This window comes from Staphylococcus sp. IVB6181 (assembly GCF_025561445.1).
Lineage (GTDB): Bacteria > Bacillota > Bacilli > Staphylococcales > Staphylococcaceae > Staphylococcus > Staphylococcus simulans_B.
Genome location: NZ_CP095096.1, coordinates 1719269 through 1737860, shown reverse-complemented (window position 1 = coordinate 1737860; position 18592 = coordinate 1719269). Strand labels below are relative to the sequence as shown.

Below are 18592 nucleotides of genomic sequence, written 5' to 3'. Positions count from 1 at the left end.
TTGTGTTGGTAACTTAAATATTAGGGGGTTGCGCCCTTTTTATGCAAAAAATTCGATTGAGAAATAACCGCTAGGTTATCTCATCAACCGAATTTATTATAGAGCCCTTTTTTATGGCTTATGTTTTTTGTGTAAGTACGTGAACTCAGATTTTTATGATAAAATCAGTTCGATTGAAAAAGAAAATCTGTGTCAAAGCCTTTGGATAAAGACATGAACACAGCTAAATGCATATTAAAACTAACAGTTATTGAAGATTTTCATCCTTTTTAAAAGCAACTGTGAAGTAGCACAAGATAATAAAGACAAAAACAGCAATAGCTATAAATAAACCGGCTTGTGTGTAGTTAAGCAAAAATCCAAAAATCAATAATGATAAAGGTGTGATACATAGAACAATGGACTGGTTTAATGATAAGACACGGCCTTTATAATTTTCGTCAATGTACGTTTGCAAAAAAATAGAGTACGGGATGTTTGTTAAGGGTAATGCGATGCCGTTGATTAGATAAACTAAGAATAAGATAATAAATCCTTGAAATGGATTCGGTTGGATTAATAAAGAGACACCTAGAAACAAAATTGAAAAGAACATTAGTAACATTGAGATTTGGAATGGCCCTTTCAACTTTTTCTTAATTGGGAAAACAGATAAAAGTAATGACATACTAAACATGCCAATCGTTGTCGCTGATTCAACAATACCAAATTGCTCAGAACTAATATGCCATGTTTGGATAGAAATTACCGGTACGCCTACAATTACAGCATTCACTAAAAAGTTAAGGATTACGCCAATCATCATGAAACGAATAAAAGTATTGTTTCTTAGGAGATACGCGAGTCCTTCTTTAAAATCTGAAAACATGCTATTGTTATTATTAGAAACTGTTACACGATCAATGGTTAAAAAATACATAATTAAAATCGCAATTGCTTCTGTCGCAACATTCAACATTGCTAGATATTTAATATGGATAAAAGCTATAAGGAAACCACCGATGATTGGAGATAAAATGCTAATAGCTAAATTATAGCTTTGTCTTAATGAGATGAATCGCTCCATATCATTTTGTGAAATATTTTTGATATTTGCATTCACAACTAAACTAATCGCACCATCGGTTAAGTTTAAAATGATACCTATGATTAATATATAGTGGAAAAATGATTGATATAGCGGAATGAAAATGATGAGTGCAATAACATTAATGATTTGAGAAACAAATATAATTCTTTTATTATTATATTTGTCAGTCAATACTCCGAATATTGGTTGACTCAAGACCGTTGAAATAACAATCAGTGCTAAGAAAATAGAATACATAGCCGATGTTTGTGTTGTATGCAAAATATAAAAAGCACAGGCAAAGCTAAAGATTTTAGATCCTACTGACGAAATAACATCAAATAGAAGCAAATTGATAGACTTTATATTCATGATGAACTACTCCTTTGATGAAAAGTAAATAACATAAATAGAATAACATATTTATAGAAAAAAGAGTGAAAATTATGAAAATAATCTTGAATTAAGTTACAGTAGCATTGTTATGGAATTGAAGAAAGGTATATTAATTTCCGAAATTAAAATTGAATCATTCGATTGACATGAGGTTGTAAAAAATACTTCAAACTCGATTTCTGAAAATATCATAACATGATTATCTTGAGGGTATCTAAAAGTAAGAAAACATCAGTCAAATAACCAGAGGTAATCATGATGACAGACTTAATACTGTCTATCATTGAATTTGTACAACATCAATGGGAGACATTAAGAAGAAAAAGACAAAGCAGAAAGTTAAAACGCAGTGCAAATTGAAATAAGAAAGATGAAATGGGTTAGAATTTCTAGCCCATTTTTTATATGTGGAGCAGAGATAATGTGATAAAAACAAGTACTGAAAGCAATAGAGAGGCAATCACAATTGCGATAAGCGGTATGCCTGCACGGTCTTTAATATCTTTGAGTGCGACATTTAAACCTAAGCCGACCATTGCCATAATAATAAGTAATGTAGAAATAAAGTTTAAGCATGACATCCATACTTCTGGCAACGGCAGATACGTATTAATTAAAGAGGCAATAACGAATCCGATTAAGAAGTAAGGAATTTCTATAGCAGCTTTTTCGTTTGAATTTTGTGATTTGAATCTCATGATAAAAAGCAAAATCAAACTGACTGGTATTAATAAGAAGACTCTGCCTAATTTAGCGAGTAATCCGATTTTTAATGATGCTTCACCCGCAAATCCAGCAGCTAATACAACATGAGCAATTTCATGCAAACTGCTGCCTGACCAAGCACCATAAAGTTCAGGCGAGATATGAAAAATAGAACTGATGACGGTATACACTAATGAAAACAGTGTTCCGATCAAGGCAATAATTCCGACACTTAAAGCAGTGTCTTTTTCTTTTGATTTTAAAATAGATGATGTCGCCGCAATCGCAGCCGCACCGCAAATACCTGTGCCGATACCTAATAAGAGACCGATTTGTTTATCGCCTTTCATCCATTTGTTTAATAAAACGATAAATCCGATGCTGAATATCACGACACAGATATCCACTAATAACAAGGTACGTCCTTGTGTAATGATTTCATTGATATTGAGTTTGAGCCCGTAGAGTACAATCGCAACTTTTAATAGACGTTTCGCTGAAAACTCAATACCCGATCTTACAGTTTCCGGATAGCCCTTTAAATGACGGTACACAATCGCAAATAAGATAGCGATAGTCAGTGCACCTAAATTTTCTAACAGAGGCAATTGGGCTAATAACATACTGATTAGCGCTATGATCAGTGTGAAGATTATTCCAAATGCAAAAGATTTTTGTCTGATGACTTTCATAGTAACGCCTCCTCATACCTTTAATTTAGCACGGGCTTCTTATAACGTTAAATAAATAATTGGTATATAGACTATAACGGATTTGTTATAATTGAGTAGAATAAACAAAAAGGTGTGTTGTGGATGGATCCTTTTAAAGTATTAATTGAGGTTGTGAAAACGAAAAGTTATACCAAAGCTGCACAGAATTTATATACCTCGCAGCCTTCCATCAGCAGAGATATCAAGCGATTGGAAAATGAATATGATGTAAAAGTATTTGAGTTCAAGTACTCGAATATGCGTTTGACGAGAGACGGTGAAAAGCTGTTTCATTATGCACTTCAAAAACGCCGTTTAGAAGAACGTTTAATCAAAGATTTAAAACAAGCGCCGCATACTATTTCGGGTGAACTGACAATCGGAAGCAGTTATACGTATGGAGAATATCGTTTGGCTGAGCATTTAGCAGATTTGGCTTTAAAATATCCTCAGCTTCATATTCATGTAAGATTGGACAACTCTGAACATGTGATTGAACATTTGAAAAATAATGTGATTGATTTAGGAATAGTAGAAAAGGAAATTCAAGATAATGCGTTAAATAAAATGAAAATCGAACATGATGAATTGGTCTTAATTCGTAAAAAAGGTCAACCGTTTGAATCAGCTGATACTTTCTTTATCAGAGAAAAGGGTTCAGGTACCAGAGCCTACCAAGAAAAAGGGATTGAAAAACTAGGGTTGAATGATGTTTTTCTAGTTGAGATGAATAATACAACATTGATAAAGAATATGGTGAGAAGAGGAATGGGGATTTCTATTATTTCATCTACGACACTCACACCTTATGATCATCAGAAATTGATGGTGGTGCCTGTTGATATTCAACGCGACTTTTATCTGTTTGCGCATAAGAACAAATATATTGATGACAATTTAAGGATTGTGATTGATCACTTGAAGGAAGCGTAAGTGTACATTATAGGTATAAAGCATAAAAAAGAAGTTAAGCAGATGCTTAACTTCTGATGGATGAACAGTCGGTATTGATGGACTGTTCATTGTTTTTTATTTAAGATTGTTGTTTTATTTAGTCAAAAGCAAATCTGTATTTTTCACTTCTTTAAGTACTTCGCATGTATCAAATGCATTTGAAGATAAGTGTGCATATCTTTCAGCTAAACGGTATGCATTGACATAAAGTTCTAATGCCTCTTTTGCAACATCTTCTGGATTGTCGCTTTTAGATGGATTAGATTGAAGTACAAGTTCTGCAAACTTTTCGGGATCAATATTAATTGACATTTACTATTTACATCTCCTATAAATTTGATAGACAAATCATAACATACAACAAATTGATTAAAAAGAACAACTGCTTTGAAAATTTGACAGCTCTTTTACAATTATAGCGTTGCGGTGTATGAGCGTCTTAATTCATCTTTACCCCCTCTACATAAAGTTAATTATTTTTTTGAAAAAACTTTACTGCATCTGCATGATATTAAATGGCTTAGGCACTTTTCAATTGATGGATTTTCCATTAAACTAACTAATATGAGAGGATGAAGGAACGTTGAGAATATTATTTATCGGCGACATCGTAGGCAAAGTAGGGCGCAATGCGATTACTACATATTTGCCTAAATTAAAGAAACATTACCGTCCGACCGCAACTATTGTCAATGCGGAAAATGCGGCACACGGTAAAGGTCTGACTGAAAAGATTTATAAACAGTTATTAAGAGAGGGCGTTGACTTTATGACGATGGGCAACCATACGTATGGACAACGTCAAATTTATGAATTTATCGATGATGCAAAACGTATGGTGCGACCTGCCAATTTCCCTGATGAAGCACCAGGTGTCGGTATGCGCTATATGCAGATCAATGATACGAAACTTGCGGTAATTAATCTGCAAGGCCGTGCGTTTATGCAAGATATTGATGACCCGTTTAAGAAAGCAGATGCATTAATTGAAGCAGCACAAAAAGAAACGCCTTATATCTTTGTGGACTTTCATGCGGAAACAACATCAGAGAAAAATGCTATGGGCTGGTATTTAGACGGCCGTGCAAGTGCTGTTGTGGGCACACATACACATATTCAAACTTCAGATAACCGTATTTTGCCGAATGGTACAGGTTACATCACAGATGTAGGAATGACTGGTTATTATGATGGAATATTAGGCATTAATCGTGATGAAGTCATCTATCGTTTTATTTCAAGTCTGCCTCAGCGTCATGTTGTACCAGACGAAGGCAGAGAAGTATTATCCGGAGTTATTATTGATTTAGATAAAAACGGCAAAACAAAAAATATTGAACGTATTTTAATTAACGAAGATAATCCTTTTGAAATGATTTAAAGGGTATCGTCCGTTAGTATGAATTTCACTTAAAACCACTGTTATCATAGTAATACAGTGGTTTGTTTTGTTATGATTAGAATGAACTATATTACAGGAGGCAAAGCTAGGTATGAAATCACAAGTATCTTGGAAAGTTGGCGGACAACAAGGTGAAGGAATTGAATCGACTGGAGAAATCTTTGCCACAGCAATGAATCGTGAAGGTTATTACCTCTACGGATACAGACATTTCTCAAGCCGAATTAAAGGCGGCCATACCAATAATAAAATCAGAGTATCCAATACACCTGTGCATGCAATCAGTGATGATTTAGATATTTTAGTAGCGTTTGATCAAGAAACGATTGAAATCAATCATCATGAAATGCGTGACGACAGTGTGATTATTGCGGATGCTAAAGCAAAACCGTCTAAACCTGAAGATTGCAAAGCCCAACTTATCGTACTGCCTTTTACTGATATCGCAAAAGAACTTGGTACAAAACTTATGAAAAACATGGTGGCTATCGGTGCAACGTGTGCCATTATGGATTTAGATATTAAGTCCTTTGAGTCATTAATTGACAACACATTCGGTAAAAAAGGCGAAAGTATTGTTGAAATGAATATTCAAGCCTTACATGCAGGCTATGAAGCAATGAAAGAACAAATGACAGACTTAGAAGGAGATTTCCATTTAGAAGCAAGTCAATCAGAACCTCACTTATATATGATCGGCAACGATGCAGTCGGCTTAGGTGCTATTTCAGCAGGATCTAAATTTATGGCAGCTTATCCGATTACACCTGCTTCAGAAATCATGGAATATATGATTGATAACTTACCGAAAGTCGGCGGTACAGTGATTCAAACAGAAGATGAAATTGCGGCGGCTACAATGGCTATCGGCGCAAACTATGCAGGTGTGCGTGCATTCACAGCTTCAGCAGGTCCCGGTCTTTCATTGATGATGGAATCTATCGGTCTTTCAGGTATGACTGAAACACCTTTAGTGATTGTCAATACACAACGCGGAGGTCCTTCAACAGGATTGCCTACCAAAGAAGAACAATCAGATTTAATGCAAATGATTTACGGTACACATGGTGATATTCCTAAGATTGTATTAGCACCAACAGATGCGGAAGATTCATTCTATTTAACAGTAGAAGCTTTCAACTTAGCTGAAGAATATCAATGCCCAGTTATCATTTTAAGCGACTTGCAGTTGGCATTAGGCAAACAAACAGTAGAACAGCTTGATTTCAATCGCGTTGAAATCAAACGCGGCGAATTACTGCAAGGCGATATTGAACGTGAAGAAGATGACAAAGCTTACTTTAAACGTTATGCGCTTACAGCAAGCGGTGTTTCTCCGCGTCCTATCCCAGGCGTTAAAGGCGGTATTCACCATGTAACTGGTGTTGAACACAGCCAAGACGGCAAACCTAGTGAGTCTGCACAAAACCGCCAAGAACAAATGGATAAACGTATGCGTAAAACTGAAAACTTATTAATCAGCGAACCGGTTGTAGATGATCAAGCTTATGATGATGCAGATATTTTATATATCGGATTTATTTCTACAAAAGGCGCAATTCAAGAAGGGAAAGCAAGACTTGAACAAGAAGGGGTTAAAGTCAACCACTTGCAAATCAAGCAACTGCATCCATTCCCGACAGAAATCGTACAAGAAGCGGTCGATAAAGCTAAAAAAGTCGTAGTTGTTGAACATAACTACCAAGGACAACTAGCAAATATCTTGAAAATGAATGTAAATGTCCATCAAAAACTTGTAAAACAAACAAAATACGATGGTACACCATTCTTACCGCATGAAATTGAAGATAAAGGTTTAGAAATTGCCAAAGAAACTGAAGGAGTGGTTACAGGTGGCAACATTTAAAGATTTTAGAAATAACGTGAAACCCAACTGGTGTCCAGGGTGCGGTGACTTCTCAGTACAAGCAGCGATTCAAAAAGCAGCTGCGAATGTCGGATTAGAACCTGAAGAAGTAGCGTTAATTACAGGTATCGGTTGTTCCGGCCGTTTATCAGGTTATATCAATTCATACGGTCTGCACGCAATTCATGGTCGTGCTTTGCCGATTGCACAAGGCGTTAAAATGGCGAACAAAGATTTAACAGTGATTTGTTCTGGCGGCGACGGTGATGGTTATGCAATCGGTATGGGTCATACGATTCATGCTTTACGCCGTAACATGAACATTACGTATATTGTTATGGATAACCAAATCTATGGATTGACTAAAGGTCAAACTTCACCTTCATCAGCACCAGGTTTTGTGACAAAAACAACGCCTAAAGGCAATATTGAACAAAACGTAGCACCTTTAGAACTTGCTTTATCATCTGGTGCAACATTTGTCGGACAAGGATTCTCAAGTGATATTAAAGGGCTCACATCATTAATTGAAGAAGCAATCAACCATGACGGCTTCTCATTCGTCAATGTGTTCTCACCTTGTGTCACATACAATAAAGTCAATACGTATGATTGGTTTAAAGAAAATCTTGTGTCAGTAGATGACTTAGAAGATTTTGACCCTTCAGATAAAAATAAAGCAACACAAGCAGTCATTGAAAACGAATCATTACTGACTGGAATTGTTTATCAAGATAAAGAAACACCTTCATATGAATCTCAAGTAGAAGCTATGAGCGGCGAACCTTTAGCAAAACAAGATATCAGTATTGATCAAGCACAATTTGACGAATTAACTAAACAATTTATCTAAAAAATATGAAACAAGCCTTCTTAACCTCGAAATAACGGGTATACGTTATATGAGAGAATAGAAGGCTTGTTTTTTGTTTCTTAAGTTATCTTTTGTTTACACCTAATTAGTTGTTGGTTATTAAAAATTAAAATAAAAGTTTGGCATACCGCTTTATAAGGGTATTGTCTTAATAAGTCGTAATTAAGAGGTGTACAAAATGACGAAAGAGAAAAAAGAAGTTGATAAAGCGACGAGGCAAGAACAATTATTAAATAAAATTGCACATAATTATTTAGAAGGGCAGCAAGTGGATCCTTCCATTCACTATAATAATGAAGCTGAAACACAAAAAGGTTATGAAGCACGCATGTATTTACTTAAAAATGAAGCGAACCGCAGCCATTTGGCACATTGTATCAGAGATTACATCAATGGACACTTGGTTAAAGTCCTCGTGAACGACCAGCAATTAATCGATTTTACTGAAACCGCAAATAACGACCATACCCACTTTAAAAGCTTAAATGGTCAATTGATTGCACACTTCAACAGAGCGATTCAACAAATTAAAGGCAAGATCCCTTTTGATGAAGATAATTACCCTGTTCCGTTATATGTTAAAAGAATCAGTGAAGGCGGCTTTAAAGTTTTGAAACTGGATGAAATTCATCGACTTGTATATAAAGAAATCGGCCATCGCTTAATCATCATCAGTTGTTATTATCATACAGTTTAACGCAATGAAGCAGCATCAGTAGGCGAATAGGACAATTTTTGATACAGTGGAATTAATAACAAGGGAAAAGAGGGCTTTGACATGCAAGACACTTTAATGAGTATTCAAGTCATACCGAAAACACCAAATGGCGAAGACGTTATTCCATATGTTGATGAAGCAATTGCGATTATCGAACAATCAGGCTTAGAGTTTCGTGTTAATCCTTTAGAAACTACTGTACAAGGAACGATGAGCGAATGCTTGATATTAATTCAAAATATCAATGATCGAATGGTTGAATTAAAAGTTCCAAGTATCATCAGCCAAGTGAAATTCTACCATGTGCCTACAGGTATTACTATGGATGATTTAACAGCTAAATACGATTAAATTATGATTTATCAATTTTGAGCACTCCTAATATTCAGGAGTGCTTTTTTGCGTATATCAAATAATTTATCTATAAGAAAAATAATTAATAAATGCATCATTGACACAATAGTCAGAATATTAATATAATATTTTCATATAAACGGCATAGAGATAACATCATGAGGAGGAATTTTATGAAAAAACGATGGTTTAAACTAGCGATAGTTCTACTATCACTTCTACTCGTTTTATCAGCATGCGGCAGTAAAAAGTCAGCTGATAACGGTAAGACAGATTCAAGCAGCACAGGTAAGAGTAATGCAAAGGGCGGTACACTTAATATCGGTACTGGCGCACCGCCAGAAGGCAACTTCTCAGGTATCTTTGCAAGTTCAACATCTGACTCAGCTGTAATCGGCTTATTCAGTGACGGATTATTCAAAATGGATGATCATTTGCAAATTGAACCAAACATTGTTTCATGGAAAGAATTAGAACCAGCTAAGAAATACAAATTCACTATGAAAAAAGGTATTAAATGGCAAGACGGCAACCCATTAACAATTAATGACTGGATTTTCACTTTAGAAACATTAGCTAGTCCTGATTATGAAGGTCCTCGTTTCAACACTGTAGAATGTATCGAAGGTGCGAAAGCGAAACATGACGGTCAAGCTGATACAATTTCAGGTATCAAAAAAATTGATGACTACAATGTAGAAATTACATTTAAAGAAAAGAAAGTTAATAACTTGTTGAAAATCTACGGCGGCGATTTATTAAGCGAAAAAATCTTTAAAGATATTCCTGTTAAACAAATGGCTAAATCAGAACAAGTACGTAAACACCCAATCGGTTATGGTGCTTTCAAAGTTAAAAAATCGTTGATGGCGAATCAGTTCAATTCGAGAAAAATAAAAACTATTGGAAAGGTGAACCTAAACTAGACAAAATCAACTTAAAAGTAGTTGACCAAAACGCTATGGTGAAAGCACTTCAAAACGGTGATATCGACATGGTAGGCGAAGCTACTGCACCTATGGCAAAACAAGTTAAAGACGCTAAAGCAGACAACATTAAAGTTTTAACAGCACCATCAACACAATACATGATTCTTGGATTCGTATTAAATAAATACGATAAAAAAGCAATGAAAGTGGGCGAACCGCTTCCTAAATACCAAGATGTCCGTTTAAGAAAAGCAATGGATTATGCGATTAACAAAGACGAATGGATTAAAGCATTCATGTATGGTTATGCTAAACCAACTAACTCATTAATCCCAACAAGCCACTGGGTTTCTCAAGGTAATAAAGGCTTAACAGATTACAAATATAATGTTAAAAAAGCAAAACAATTATTAGATGAAGCAGGTTATAAAGACCGTGACGGCGACGGTTTCAGAGAAGATCCGAAAGGTAAAAAATTCGAAATCAACTTAAAACATTATGCAGGTACAAACCCAACATTCGAACCAAGAACTGCAGCACTTAAAGGTTATTGGGAAAAAGTTGGTTTGAAAACTAAAGTCAGCATGGTTGAGTTCAGTAAATATAATGCAGACTTAGAAAAAGCTGACGGAAGCACTGAAGTTTATGTCAGAGGATGGCAACAAGGGGCAGACCCAGATCCATCAAGCTTGTATAAATCAAATGCATTATGGAACGAATCTCGTTACAACAACCCAGAATCAGACAAATTATTAGCAGAAGCAACTGACTACGATATCGTCGGCAACAGCAAAGAAAAACGTAAAGACCTTTACTTGCAATGGCAAAAACTTTGGAATAAAGATGTACCAGTTATTCCTCTTGTAGAGCTTGAAGACATTACATTAGTCAGCAACAAAGTTAAAAACTTCAACGTATCATTCAAAGGATCTAACCCTTCTAATGAATGGACTGTAGAAAAATAATTTTGCATTAAAAGCCTCGATTATTTTCGAGGCTTTTTCTAAGTAAAAAAGCAGGGGAGTGTTTGAAAATGCCAGTTAAAAATATATTAGAAATAACACAATTAAAAACCAGTTTTTACATAAAAAACGAATGGTATTCTGCAGTTAACAACATTAATTTATCGGTAGAAGAAGGCGAAATTCTAGGAATAGTAGGAGAATCGGGGTCAGGGAAATCAGTACTCAGCTTATCAGTGATGCAGCTGCTGCCTGAAAAAATTGCGAATGTTGAAGAAGGCGAAATCAAATTTAAAGGCAAGCGTATCGATAATATCAGTGAAAAAGACTATAACAAAATCAGAGGAAAAGAACTTTCAATGATCTTCCAAGAACCGATGACTGCACTGAATCCGGTTTTCACGATTGGAAATCAATTAGTTGAGAAGATCATGCTGCATTTAAAATTGGATAAAGTTAAATCCAGAGAAAAGCCATCGATTTATTAAATCAAGTCGGTATTCCAAGAGCTGGAGAAGTCATCGACAATTATCCGCATCAGCTCTCTGGCGGTATGAGGCAGCGTGTAATGATCGCTTTAGCGATTTCGTGCAACCCGGACTTATTAATCGCAGATGAACCTACGACTGCTCTAGATGTAACGGTGCAGGCGCAAATATTAGATTTATTAAGAAAGATCCGTAAAGAAAATAATATGTCTATTATTTTCATTTCACATGATTTAGCAGTGATTTCAGAACTATGCGATCGTGTAGCTGTCATGTATGCAGGTAATATTATCGAGACTGGAACAACAGATGAAATTTTCCAATCTCCTAAACATCCATACACTCAAGCATTAATCAGATCTATTCCGAAACTTGAAGGAAATCCTGAAAAATTAGAAGTTATCGAAGGTAGTGTTCCTTCTCTTGTCAATATACCGAAACAAGGATGCAAGTTTGCGAATAGATGTCCTCATGTCATGGATATCTGTAAAAAAGAAAATGTCCCTCTAAAATTGATTGATGCAAAACATAAAGTAGCTTGTCATTTATATGATGAGATGTAATGGAGGAAAATTATGGATAAAAAGACAATCTTAGAAGTAAATGAACTTAAACAATATTATCCAATTAAAGGCGGATTTTTTCGCAGAACAGTCGGACAAGTCAAAGCGGTAGATGGTATCAGTTTTAGAATTAATGAAGGAGAGACTATGGGGCTCGTAGGAGAATCAGGCTGCGGTAAATCATCTGCTGGGAGAAGTATTTTGAGGTTGCAGACACCTACGGGCGGTACAGTAACTTTTAATGGCGAAGATATTACGCATATTAAAGGGCATAAACTAAGAGAAGCGCGCAAGGGATTTCAAATGATTTTCCAAGATCCTTATGCTTCGCTTAACCCGCTGCAAATGGTAGGAGACATTGTCGGTGAACCGATAAAAAACTATAATAAGCTGTCTAAAGCAGAATTAGAAAAAGAAGTAAAAGGACTTTTAGCAAAAGTAGGACTGCACCCAGAGGATTATTATAAATATGCACATGAATTTTCAGGCGGACAAAGACAGAGAGTCGGTATTGCACGTGCGTTAGCGCTTAAACCTAAATTAATTATTTTAGACGAACCTGTAAGTGCGTTAGATGTTTCCGTACAATCTCAAGTACTGAATTTATTAGATGATTTGCAAAAAGAATTTAACCTCAGCTACTTATTCATTGCGCATGATTTAAGTGTCGTTAAGCATGTAAGTGATTATATCGGTGTGATGTATCTTGGTCATATTGTTGAGCAAGGACCGGCAGACGAAATATATAATCATCCAAAACATCCTTATACACAAGCTTTGATTTCAGCAATACCGGAAATTGATCCGACAAAAAGAAAAACGAGAATTTTATTAACAGGAGATTTACCTTCACCTGCAAATCCTGCGACAGGATTTCCTTTCCATACAAGGTGTCCGATTGCGCAAGAAGCTTGCAAAATTAATCAACCCGAATATAAAGAAGTCAGCAAAGATCATTTTGTATCTTGCTTGCTGATTGAGGAAGAGGTGGAAAAATGATTCAGTTAATCATTCGTCGTTTATTATTGATGATACCGTTACTGTTTTTGATTTCAATTGTGATTTTCGGTATCTCTAAATTACAACCGGGTGATGCATTTACAGGACAAGCATCATCATCTGACAGTTCTTCAGCATATTATGAACAGCAAAGAAAGAAATTAGGTTATGACCAACCGATTCATGTGCAATATATCAAGTGGGCAGAACATATTGTACATGGAGATTTAGGCGAATCAGTCCGATTTAAAAGACCTGTAATCGATTTAATTAAAGAAAGAATGCCTAATACGATTAGACTTGGAACATTAACCTTAATATTTACGTATATTTTAGCTTTTCCGCTTGGTATCTTATCAGGACGAAAACCTTATTCGCCATTAGATTACTCGATACAAGTTGCTAACTATTTCTTGTTGGCATTGCCTTCATTTGTGGCAGGTGTCTTTGCGATTTATTTATTCGCATTCCAATTGAATTTATTCCCATTCCAAGGGTCTGTAACGATGGGATTAGAAGAAGGCACTTTTGCTTATTATATGAGTAAACTTTATCATGCTTTATTGCCGGCATTGATTTTAGGTGTAATGTCTACGGCTGGATATGTACAATTCTTGCGTAACGATATGATTGAAAATGCACGTAAAGATTATGTCCGAACAGCACGTTCAAATGGGATTTCTGAAAATAAAATTTATAATAAACATATTTTAAGAAACTCAATTATCCCTATTGTGACATTCTTCGGTGGAGATGTGCTTTCTATTTTCGGCGGTGCCGTAATCATTGAAACGATTTTTTCATATCCAGGAATCGGTAAATTGCTGATTGAAGCAATCAGCGGTAAAGATTATCCTCTCATGATGGCGTTACTATTATTCTTCGCATTCTCAGGACTGCTTGCGAACTTAATCTCTGATATCACATATAGTATCGTCGACCCTAGAATTAAGAGCAACTAAGGAGGCGCAACAATGGCTAAAAAATCAAAAACTAAAAATGAGAGTTATTCACCTTTAAAAAGTGCATTGATTCATTTCACGCATAATAAATTAGCAATGACTGCACTTTTTGTGCTCATCGCGATATTTACGATTTCTATGTTATCTCCGCTTATCGCACCCTTTGATCCGAACGAGCAAAACCTTGTGAATATCAAAGGTGATATGTCTCCGGAACATTGGCTGGGCACTGATGCTGGAGGTCGAGATATTTTAAGTCGATTATTGTATTCAGGTTGTGTCTCAATGGTATTCGGGATTACAACAACAGCAGGGATTTTAATTATTGGTATCATTGTAGGTATGATATCTGGTTATTACGGCGGTAAAATCGACACAATTTTAATGCGTTTTACTGAATTTGTAATGTTGTTCCCATTCATTCCATTCGCAATCGTATTAAATGCGACTTTCAGCGATAAAATCAAAAATCCATACGGCTCAGCAATTATTCTGGCATCCGTTATCATAGTGCTGTCATGGGTCGGAATTGCGAGATTGACGCGCGGTAAAGTGATGCAAGAAAAAAAATGAATATTTCTTAGCTGCTGTATCTATTGGTACACCTGTATATAAAATTATGTTCAAACATTTATTACCGAACATTTTAAGTGTCATTATTGTACAAGCAACTTTATTATTTGCGGTACAAATTGTAGCTGAAGCAGGTTTGAGTTTCCTTGGTTTTGGTATTGCGAAAACAACACCGACATGGGGGAATATGCTTTCAGATGCACAAGAAGCGGATGTACTCAGCGGCAAACCTTGGATTTGGATGCCGCCGGCAATTATTATTACAATGACAATTTTATGTATCAACTTTGTGGGTGAAGGATTGAAAGATGCATTGAATCCTAAATCCAAACACTAAAATGAAGCCGGTCTTTGACTGGCTTTTTTTCTGTTTCAGACAAGATTCATTTTGCACTTTTAACGTAAACCATATATAATGAAATAATGATTAATCGGGGATATAGAAAGGATTTTGCGAAGTGAATGAAGAACAAAGAAAAGCGGGTTCTTTGGACGTAATTGCACACCGAAACAAGAAAGAGAAAGATTATAGTCAATACTTCGAAACAGTTTACCAGCCTCCTAGTTTAAAAGAAGCTAAAAAACGCGGTAAAGAAGAAGTGCATTATAATCGTGATTTCCAAATAGATGAGAAATATAAAAACATGGGTAAAGGCCGTACGTTCTTTATTAAAACGTATGGTTGCCAAATGAATGCGCACGACACTGAAGTAATGGCAGGTATTTTTGAAGCTTTAGGTTATACATTAGCAGATGAAATGTTAAAAGCAGATGTAATCTTGTTAAATACTTGTGCGATTCGTGAAAATGCGGAAAACAAAGTATTTAGTGAAATCGGTAATTTAAAACACTTGAAACGCGATCGTCCAGATTGCCTAATCGGTGTTTGCGGTTGTATGTCGCAAGAAGAATCAGTCGTGAATAAAATATTGAAGTCATTCCAAAATGTGGATATGATTTTCGGTACGCACAATATTCATAAATTACCAGAGATTTTAGAAGAAGCATATTTATCTAAAGCAATGGTCATTGATGTTTGGTCTAAAGAAGGCGATGTTATCGAGAACCTTCCGAAAGTCCGCGACGACTATTTCAAAGCATGGGTTAATATTATGTATGGCTGCGATAAGTTCTGTACATATTGTATTGTGCCGTTTACACGCGGTAAAGAGCGCAGTCGCCGTCCGCAAGATATTATTGATGAAGTGCGTGATTTAGCTCGCAGAGGCTATAAAGAAATTACTTTATTAGGTCAAAACGTCAACTCATACGGTAAAGACTTAAAAGACATGGATTATGGTTTAGGCGATTTATTTGAAGCGATTTCTAAAATCGATATTCCGCGTGTCCGTTTTACTACCAGCCACCCATGGGACTTTACAGATCATATGATTGAAGTAATTGCTAAGGGCGGCAATATCGTACCGCACATCCATTTACCTGTTCAATCTGGTAATGATGCTGTATTGAAAATTATGGGACGCAAATATACACGCGAAAGTTATTTAGATTTAGTACATCGTATTAAAGCTGCAATTCCTGATGTTGCATTAACAACTGATATTATTGTCGGCTATCCGAATGAAACAGAAGAACAATTCGAAGAAACATTATCATTATATGATGAAGTTGAATTCGAACATGCTTATACTTATCTTTATTCACAGCGTGATGGTACACCGGCTGCACGAATGAAAGATAACGTAGCAACAGACGTTAAAAAAGCACGCTTGCAGCGCTTAAATAAAAAAGTCGGTTATTATTCTGAACGTGCACTTAAAGCTTATGAAGGTCAAGTTGTGACTGTATTATGCGAAGGCAGCAGTAAGAAAGACGACACGGTATTAGCAGGTTACACTGATAAAAATAAATTAGTTAACTTTAAAGGACCTAAAGAAGTCATCGGCAAACTTGTTGATGTGAAAATCGACGAAGCGAAACAGTATTCACTAAACGGTACATTCTTGCATGTTCATGAAAGCAATGCGGTGAAAGCGTAATGTATGATAAAACGGCTATCATCGAAGAAGCTAAAAAACTGAGTGCGCAAATCAAAGCTTTGGATACTGTTAAAGATTACCAGCGTGTTGAAACACAAATTCATCGCAACCATCATATTGATGATTGGATGGCAGATTTAAAACAAAGACAAAAGCAATCTGTGAATTTGCAGAACTATGGCAAGATAGAAGCATATAAGCGAAGTGAAGCAGAGATAGCAGAGCTTGAAAAGAAAATCAATGCGTTGCCTATCGTCACAGAATTTCGCGAATCGCAAGCTGATGCGAATGATTTGCTGCAAATGATGATTAACACAATGGCTGATCGTTTGAACGCAGCGCACCACAAGCAGTAACTTTAAATCTAAGTGAAAGGGCGTTTGAGTTGTGAAGATAAGAAAACTTACTATAACTGCTATGTTCATCGCCATTAATGTTGTCTTAAGCAGTCTGATTATTATACCGCTCGGACCTATTAAAGCGGCACCGATTCAACATATGATTAATGTGTTATGTGCTGTATTTGTAGGACCGTGGTTCGGACTTGCTCAAGCATTTCTATCCTCAGTCATTCGCATGATGTTCGGTACAGGTTCAGCATTTGCATTTCCCGGCAGTATGATCGGTGTATTACTAGCGAGCTTGTTGTATCGTTACCGTAAACATTTGTTTATGGCCGCAATCGGCGAAGTCATCGGTACAGGTTTCATCGGCAGTTTTATGTGTATTCCTTTGGCTTTTGTCTTAGGACTGCAAGGGATTGCCATTAAACCTTTAATGGCCGCATTTATCGCATCAAGTGCTTTAGGTGCATCCATTAGTTATGTACTGCTTATGATTTTATTTAAAAAAGGCAAGCTGTCCAGATGGCTGCCGAAAGACTGATAAATACAACATCCCCATTCATTTCTTTAATTAAGAAGAGGATGGGGATGTTTCTTGTTGTTCTATTTTATTTAAACTTAGTAAGCTGTTTTGTTTTGAGATTGGTCTCTAAGTTTTACATATTGATCGATGTAGTTAGAGAAGGCACCATCAACATTGTTATTGATTAATTGTTGCATTTCAGGGACTGTATTGACAGTATAAGGGTGTACTAACAGATGATGGCGATGCATTTTTTCTACATTTGCTGCTGTAGCATCATGATATTCAGGGCCGACACCTTTAGCATATGATGCAATATAATCTAAGTCTTGATCTGTGTATGTGCCTAATTGTGCTTTATCTGTCAATTGAATCAACGGTACATTCGGATTGAGACGTTTCATTTTCAACAAGCTTTCTTGTGAGAAAGATTGTACGACGACTTGTTCGTTTTGAAGTTTATTCGGTGTCAATAATCCATGCTTATTTAAAGTTTGAAGCAATTTTTCTTCCATACCAGGATACACATCTGGTGATTTTGTTTCGATATAGTAGTTTGTGTTTTTGCCGTAACGGTCTAAGATTTCATCTAATGTAGGAATTTTAGCACCGCTGTATTTAGGGTCGGCATATTGAGGATTCGCAACATTGAATGAAGTACCGACATCCATTTGTTTCAATTGAGCAGTGGTGTAGTTTTTGACAGGTCCATGGAATTTACCGCCTGTTGTACGATCAACAGTTTCATCATGCATTGCGATTAAATTGCCATCTTTTGTCATCTGCAAATCTAGCTCTATGTAGTCTGCATTGAGTTCGTTTTTGGCTTTATCGTAAGCGAAGAAAGTATGTTCAGGTGCATAACCGCTTGCGCCGCGGTGTGCAATTGCGACATTTTTGTTAAGAATGTTTTGAGGTTTGTGCGATGTAGCTTTGTTAACGTTGCTGTGGCCGTTTGAAGCAGGACCGATACCGCCGCCTCCGCTAGCGAGTACTGCTTGAGAACCGGTTAATAAAGTAACTGATACTGCTAATGAAGTAATGACTGATTTTTTTAGTTTCATAGTGCGTAAATCTCTCCTTTTGTGAAATTAATTTCAATATATCAGAGAAAGGTGTATGACATTCTGATTTTTACGACAATTTAATAGTATTTAACTGATAATATATACTGAATTAATCTTTTTATTAGGAATT

At 36.0% G+C, this 18592-nt stretch carries 15 protein-coding genes and 3 pseudogenes; 14 read left to right on the top strand and 4 right to left on the bottom strand.

Going from position 1 to position 18592, the window contains the following annotated elements:
* Window positions 1-247: 247 nt before the first annotated feature.
* Together MUA90_RS08465 and MUA90_RS08460 are read right to left on the bottom strand one after the other, a co-directional pair.
* On the bottom strand, window positions 248-1441 hold the full coding sequence (locus MUA90_RS08465; RefSeq protein WP_262586295.1) for an MFS transporter: 1194 nt from the start codon (window positions 1439-1441) through the stop codon (window positions 248-250).
* Window positions 1442-1866: 425 nt separating this feature from the next.
* Window positions 1867-2862 carry a YeiH family protein gene (locus MUA90_RS08460; RefSeq protein WP_262586294.1) on the bottom strand — a complete coding sequence of 332 codons (996 nt, stop codon included), beginning with the start codon at window positions 2860-2862 and terminating at the stop codon, window positions 1867-1869.
* Window positions 2863-2985: 123 nt separating this feature from the next.
* Here MUA90_RS08460 and MUA90_RS08455 point away from each other — a divergent pair, with 123 nt between their 5' ends.
* Window positions 2986-3816 carry a LysR family transcriptional regulator gene (locus tag MUA90_RS08455; protein ID WP_262586292.1) on the top strand — a complete coding sequence of 277 codons (831 nt, stop codon included), beginning with the start codon at window positions 2986-2988 and terminating at the stop codon, window positions 3814-3816.
* 114 nt (window positions 3817-3930) lie between these two features.
* Here the strand turns inward: MUA90_RS08455 and MUA90_RS08450 are convergent, their stop codons facing one another.
* Window positions 3931-4149, bottom strand: a complete 219-nt coding sequence (locus MUA90_RS08450) for a hypothetical protein (protein WP_262586291.1) — start codon at window positions 4147-4149, stop codon at window positions 3931-3933.
* Between the two features lie 271 nt (window positions 4150-4420).
* Here MUA90_RS08450 and MUA90_RS08445 point away from each other — a divergent pair, with 271 nt between their 5' ends.
* From MUA90_RS08445 to thiW, 13 genes and pseudogenes are all read left to right on the top strand, one after another.
* The gene (locus MUA90_RS08445) at window positions 4421-5218 is read left to right on the top strand and encodes a TIGR00282 family metallophosphoesterase (RefSeq protein ID WP_105992928.1); all 798 of its coding nucleotides are present in this window, start codon (window positions 4421-4423) and stop codon (window positions 5216-5218) included.
* A gap of 112 nt (window positions 5219-5330) precedes the next feature.
* Window positions 5331-7106, top strand: a complete 1776-nt coding sequence (locus MUA90_RS08440; RefSeq protein ID WP_262586289.1) for a 2-oxoacid:acceptor oxidoreductase subunit alpha — start codon at window positions 5331-5333, stop codon at window positions 7104-7106.
* Window positions 7093-7959, top strand: coding sequence for a 2-oxoacid:ferredoxin oxidoreductase subunit beta (locus MUA90_RS08435; RefSeq protein ID WP_105992926.1), 867 nt, complete (start codon window positions 7093-7095; stop codon window positions 7957-7959). The genes MUA90_RS08440 and MUA90_RS08435 overlap by 14 nt, the downstream gene beginning before the upstream one ends.
* A 199-nt stretch (window positions 7960-8158) precedes the next feature.
* Entirely contained in the window at window positions 8159-8677 is a 519-nt protein-coding gene (locus MUA90_RS08430; RefSeq protein WP_262586288.1) for a type II toxin-antitoxin system YoeB family toxin, read from the top strand.
* 81 nt (window positions 8678-8758) lie between these two features.
* Window positions 8759-9049, top strand: coding sequence for a thiamine-binding protein (locus MUA90_RS08425; RefSeq protein ID WP_114603454.1), 291 nt, complete (start codon window positions 8759-8761; stop codon window positions 9047-9049).
* Window positions 9050-9225: 176 nt separating this feature from the next.
* A pseudogene (gene opp4A, locus MUA90_RS08420) lies at window positions 9226-10946 on the top strand (oligopeptide ABC transporter substrate-binding protein).
* 68 nt (window positions 10947-11014) lie between these two features.
* Window positions 11015-11994 (top strand): annotated as a pseudogene (locus MUA90_RS08415) (ABC transporter ATP-binding protein).
* A gap of 12 nt (window positions 11995-12006) precedes the next feature.
* Window positions 12007-12993, top strand: a complete 987-nt coding sequence (locus MUA90_RS08410) for an ABC transporter ATP-binding protein (RefSeq protein ID WP_262586287.1) — start codon at window positions 12007-12009, stop codon at window positions 12991-12993.
* Window positions 12990-13955, top strand: coding sequence for an oligopeptide ABC transporter permease (gene opp4B, locus MUA90_RS08405; protein ID WP_262586285.1), 966 nt, complete (start codon window positions 12990-12992; stop codon window positions 13953-13955). The genes MUA90_RS08410 and opp4B overlap by 4 nt, the downstream gene beginning before the upstream one ends.
* Before the next feature lie 12 nt (window positions 13956-13967).
* A pseudogene (gene opp4C / locus MUA90_RS08400) lies at window positions 13968-14865 on the top strand (oligopeptide ABC transporter permease).
* 121 nt (window positions 14866-14986) lie between these two features.
* Window positions 14987-16528, top strand: coding sequence for a tRNA (N6-isopentenyl adenosine(37)-C2)-methylthiotransferase MiaB (gene miaB / locus MUA90_RS08395; RefSeq protein WP_262586283.1), 1542 nt, complete (start codon window positions 14987-14989; stop codon window positions 16526-16528).
* Window positions 16528-16884, top strand: a complete 357-nt coding sequence (locus tag MUA90_RS08390) for a YlbF/YmcA family competence regulator (RefSeq protein WP_105992917.1) — start codon at window positions 16528-16530, stop codon at window positions 16882-16884. The genes miaB and MUA90_RS08390 overlap by 1 nt, the downstream gene beginning before the upstream one ends.
* Before the next feature lie 31 nt (window positions 16885-16915).
* Entirely contained in the window at window positions 16916-17413 is a 498-nt protein-coding gene (gene thiW, locus MUA90_RS08385) for an energy coupling factor transporter S component ThiW (protein ID WP_262586280.1), read from the top strand.
* Between the two features lie 77 nt (window positions 17414-17490).
* Here the strand turns inward: thiW and MUA90_RS08380 are convergent, their stop codons facing one another.
* Window positions 17491-18459 carry a glycerophosphodiester phosphodiesterase gene (locus MUA90_RS08380; RefSeq protein WP_262586278.1) on the bottom strand — a complete coding sequence of 323 codons (969 nt, stop codon included), beginning with the start codon at window positions 18457-18459 and terminating at the stop codon, window positions 17491-17493.
* Window positions 18460-18592: the final 133 nt, after the last annotated feature.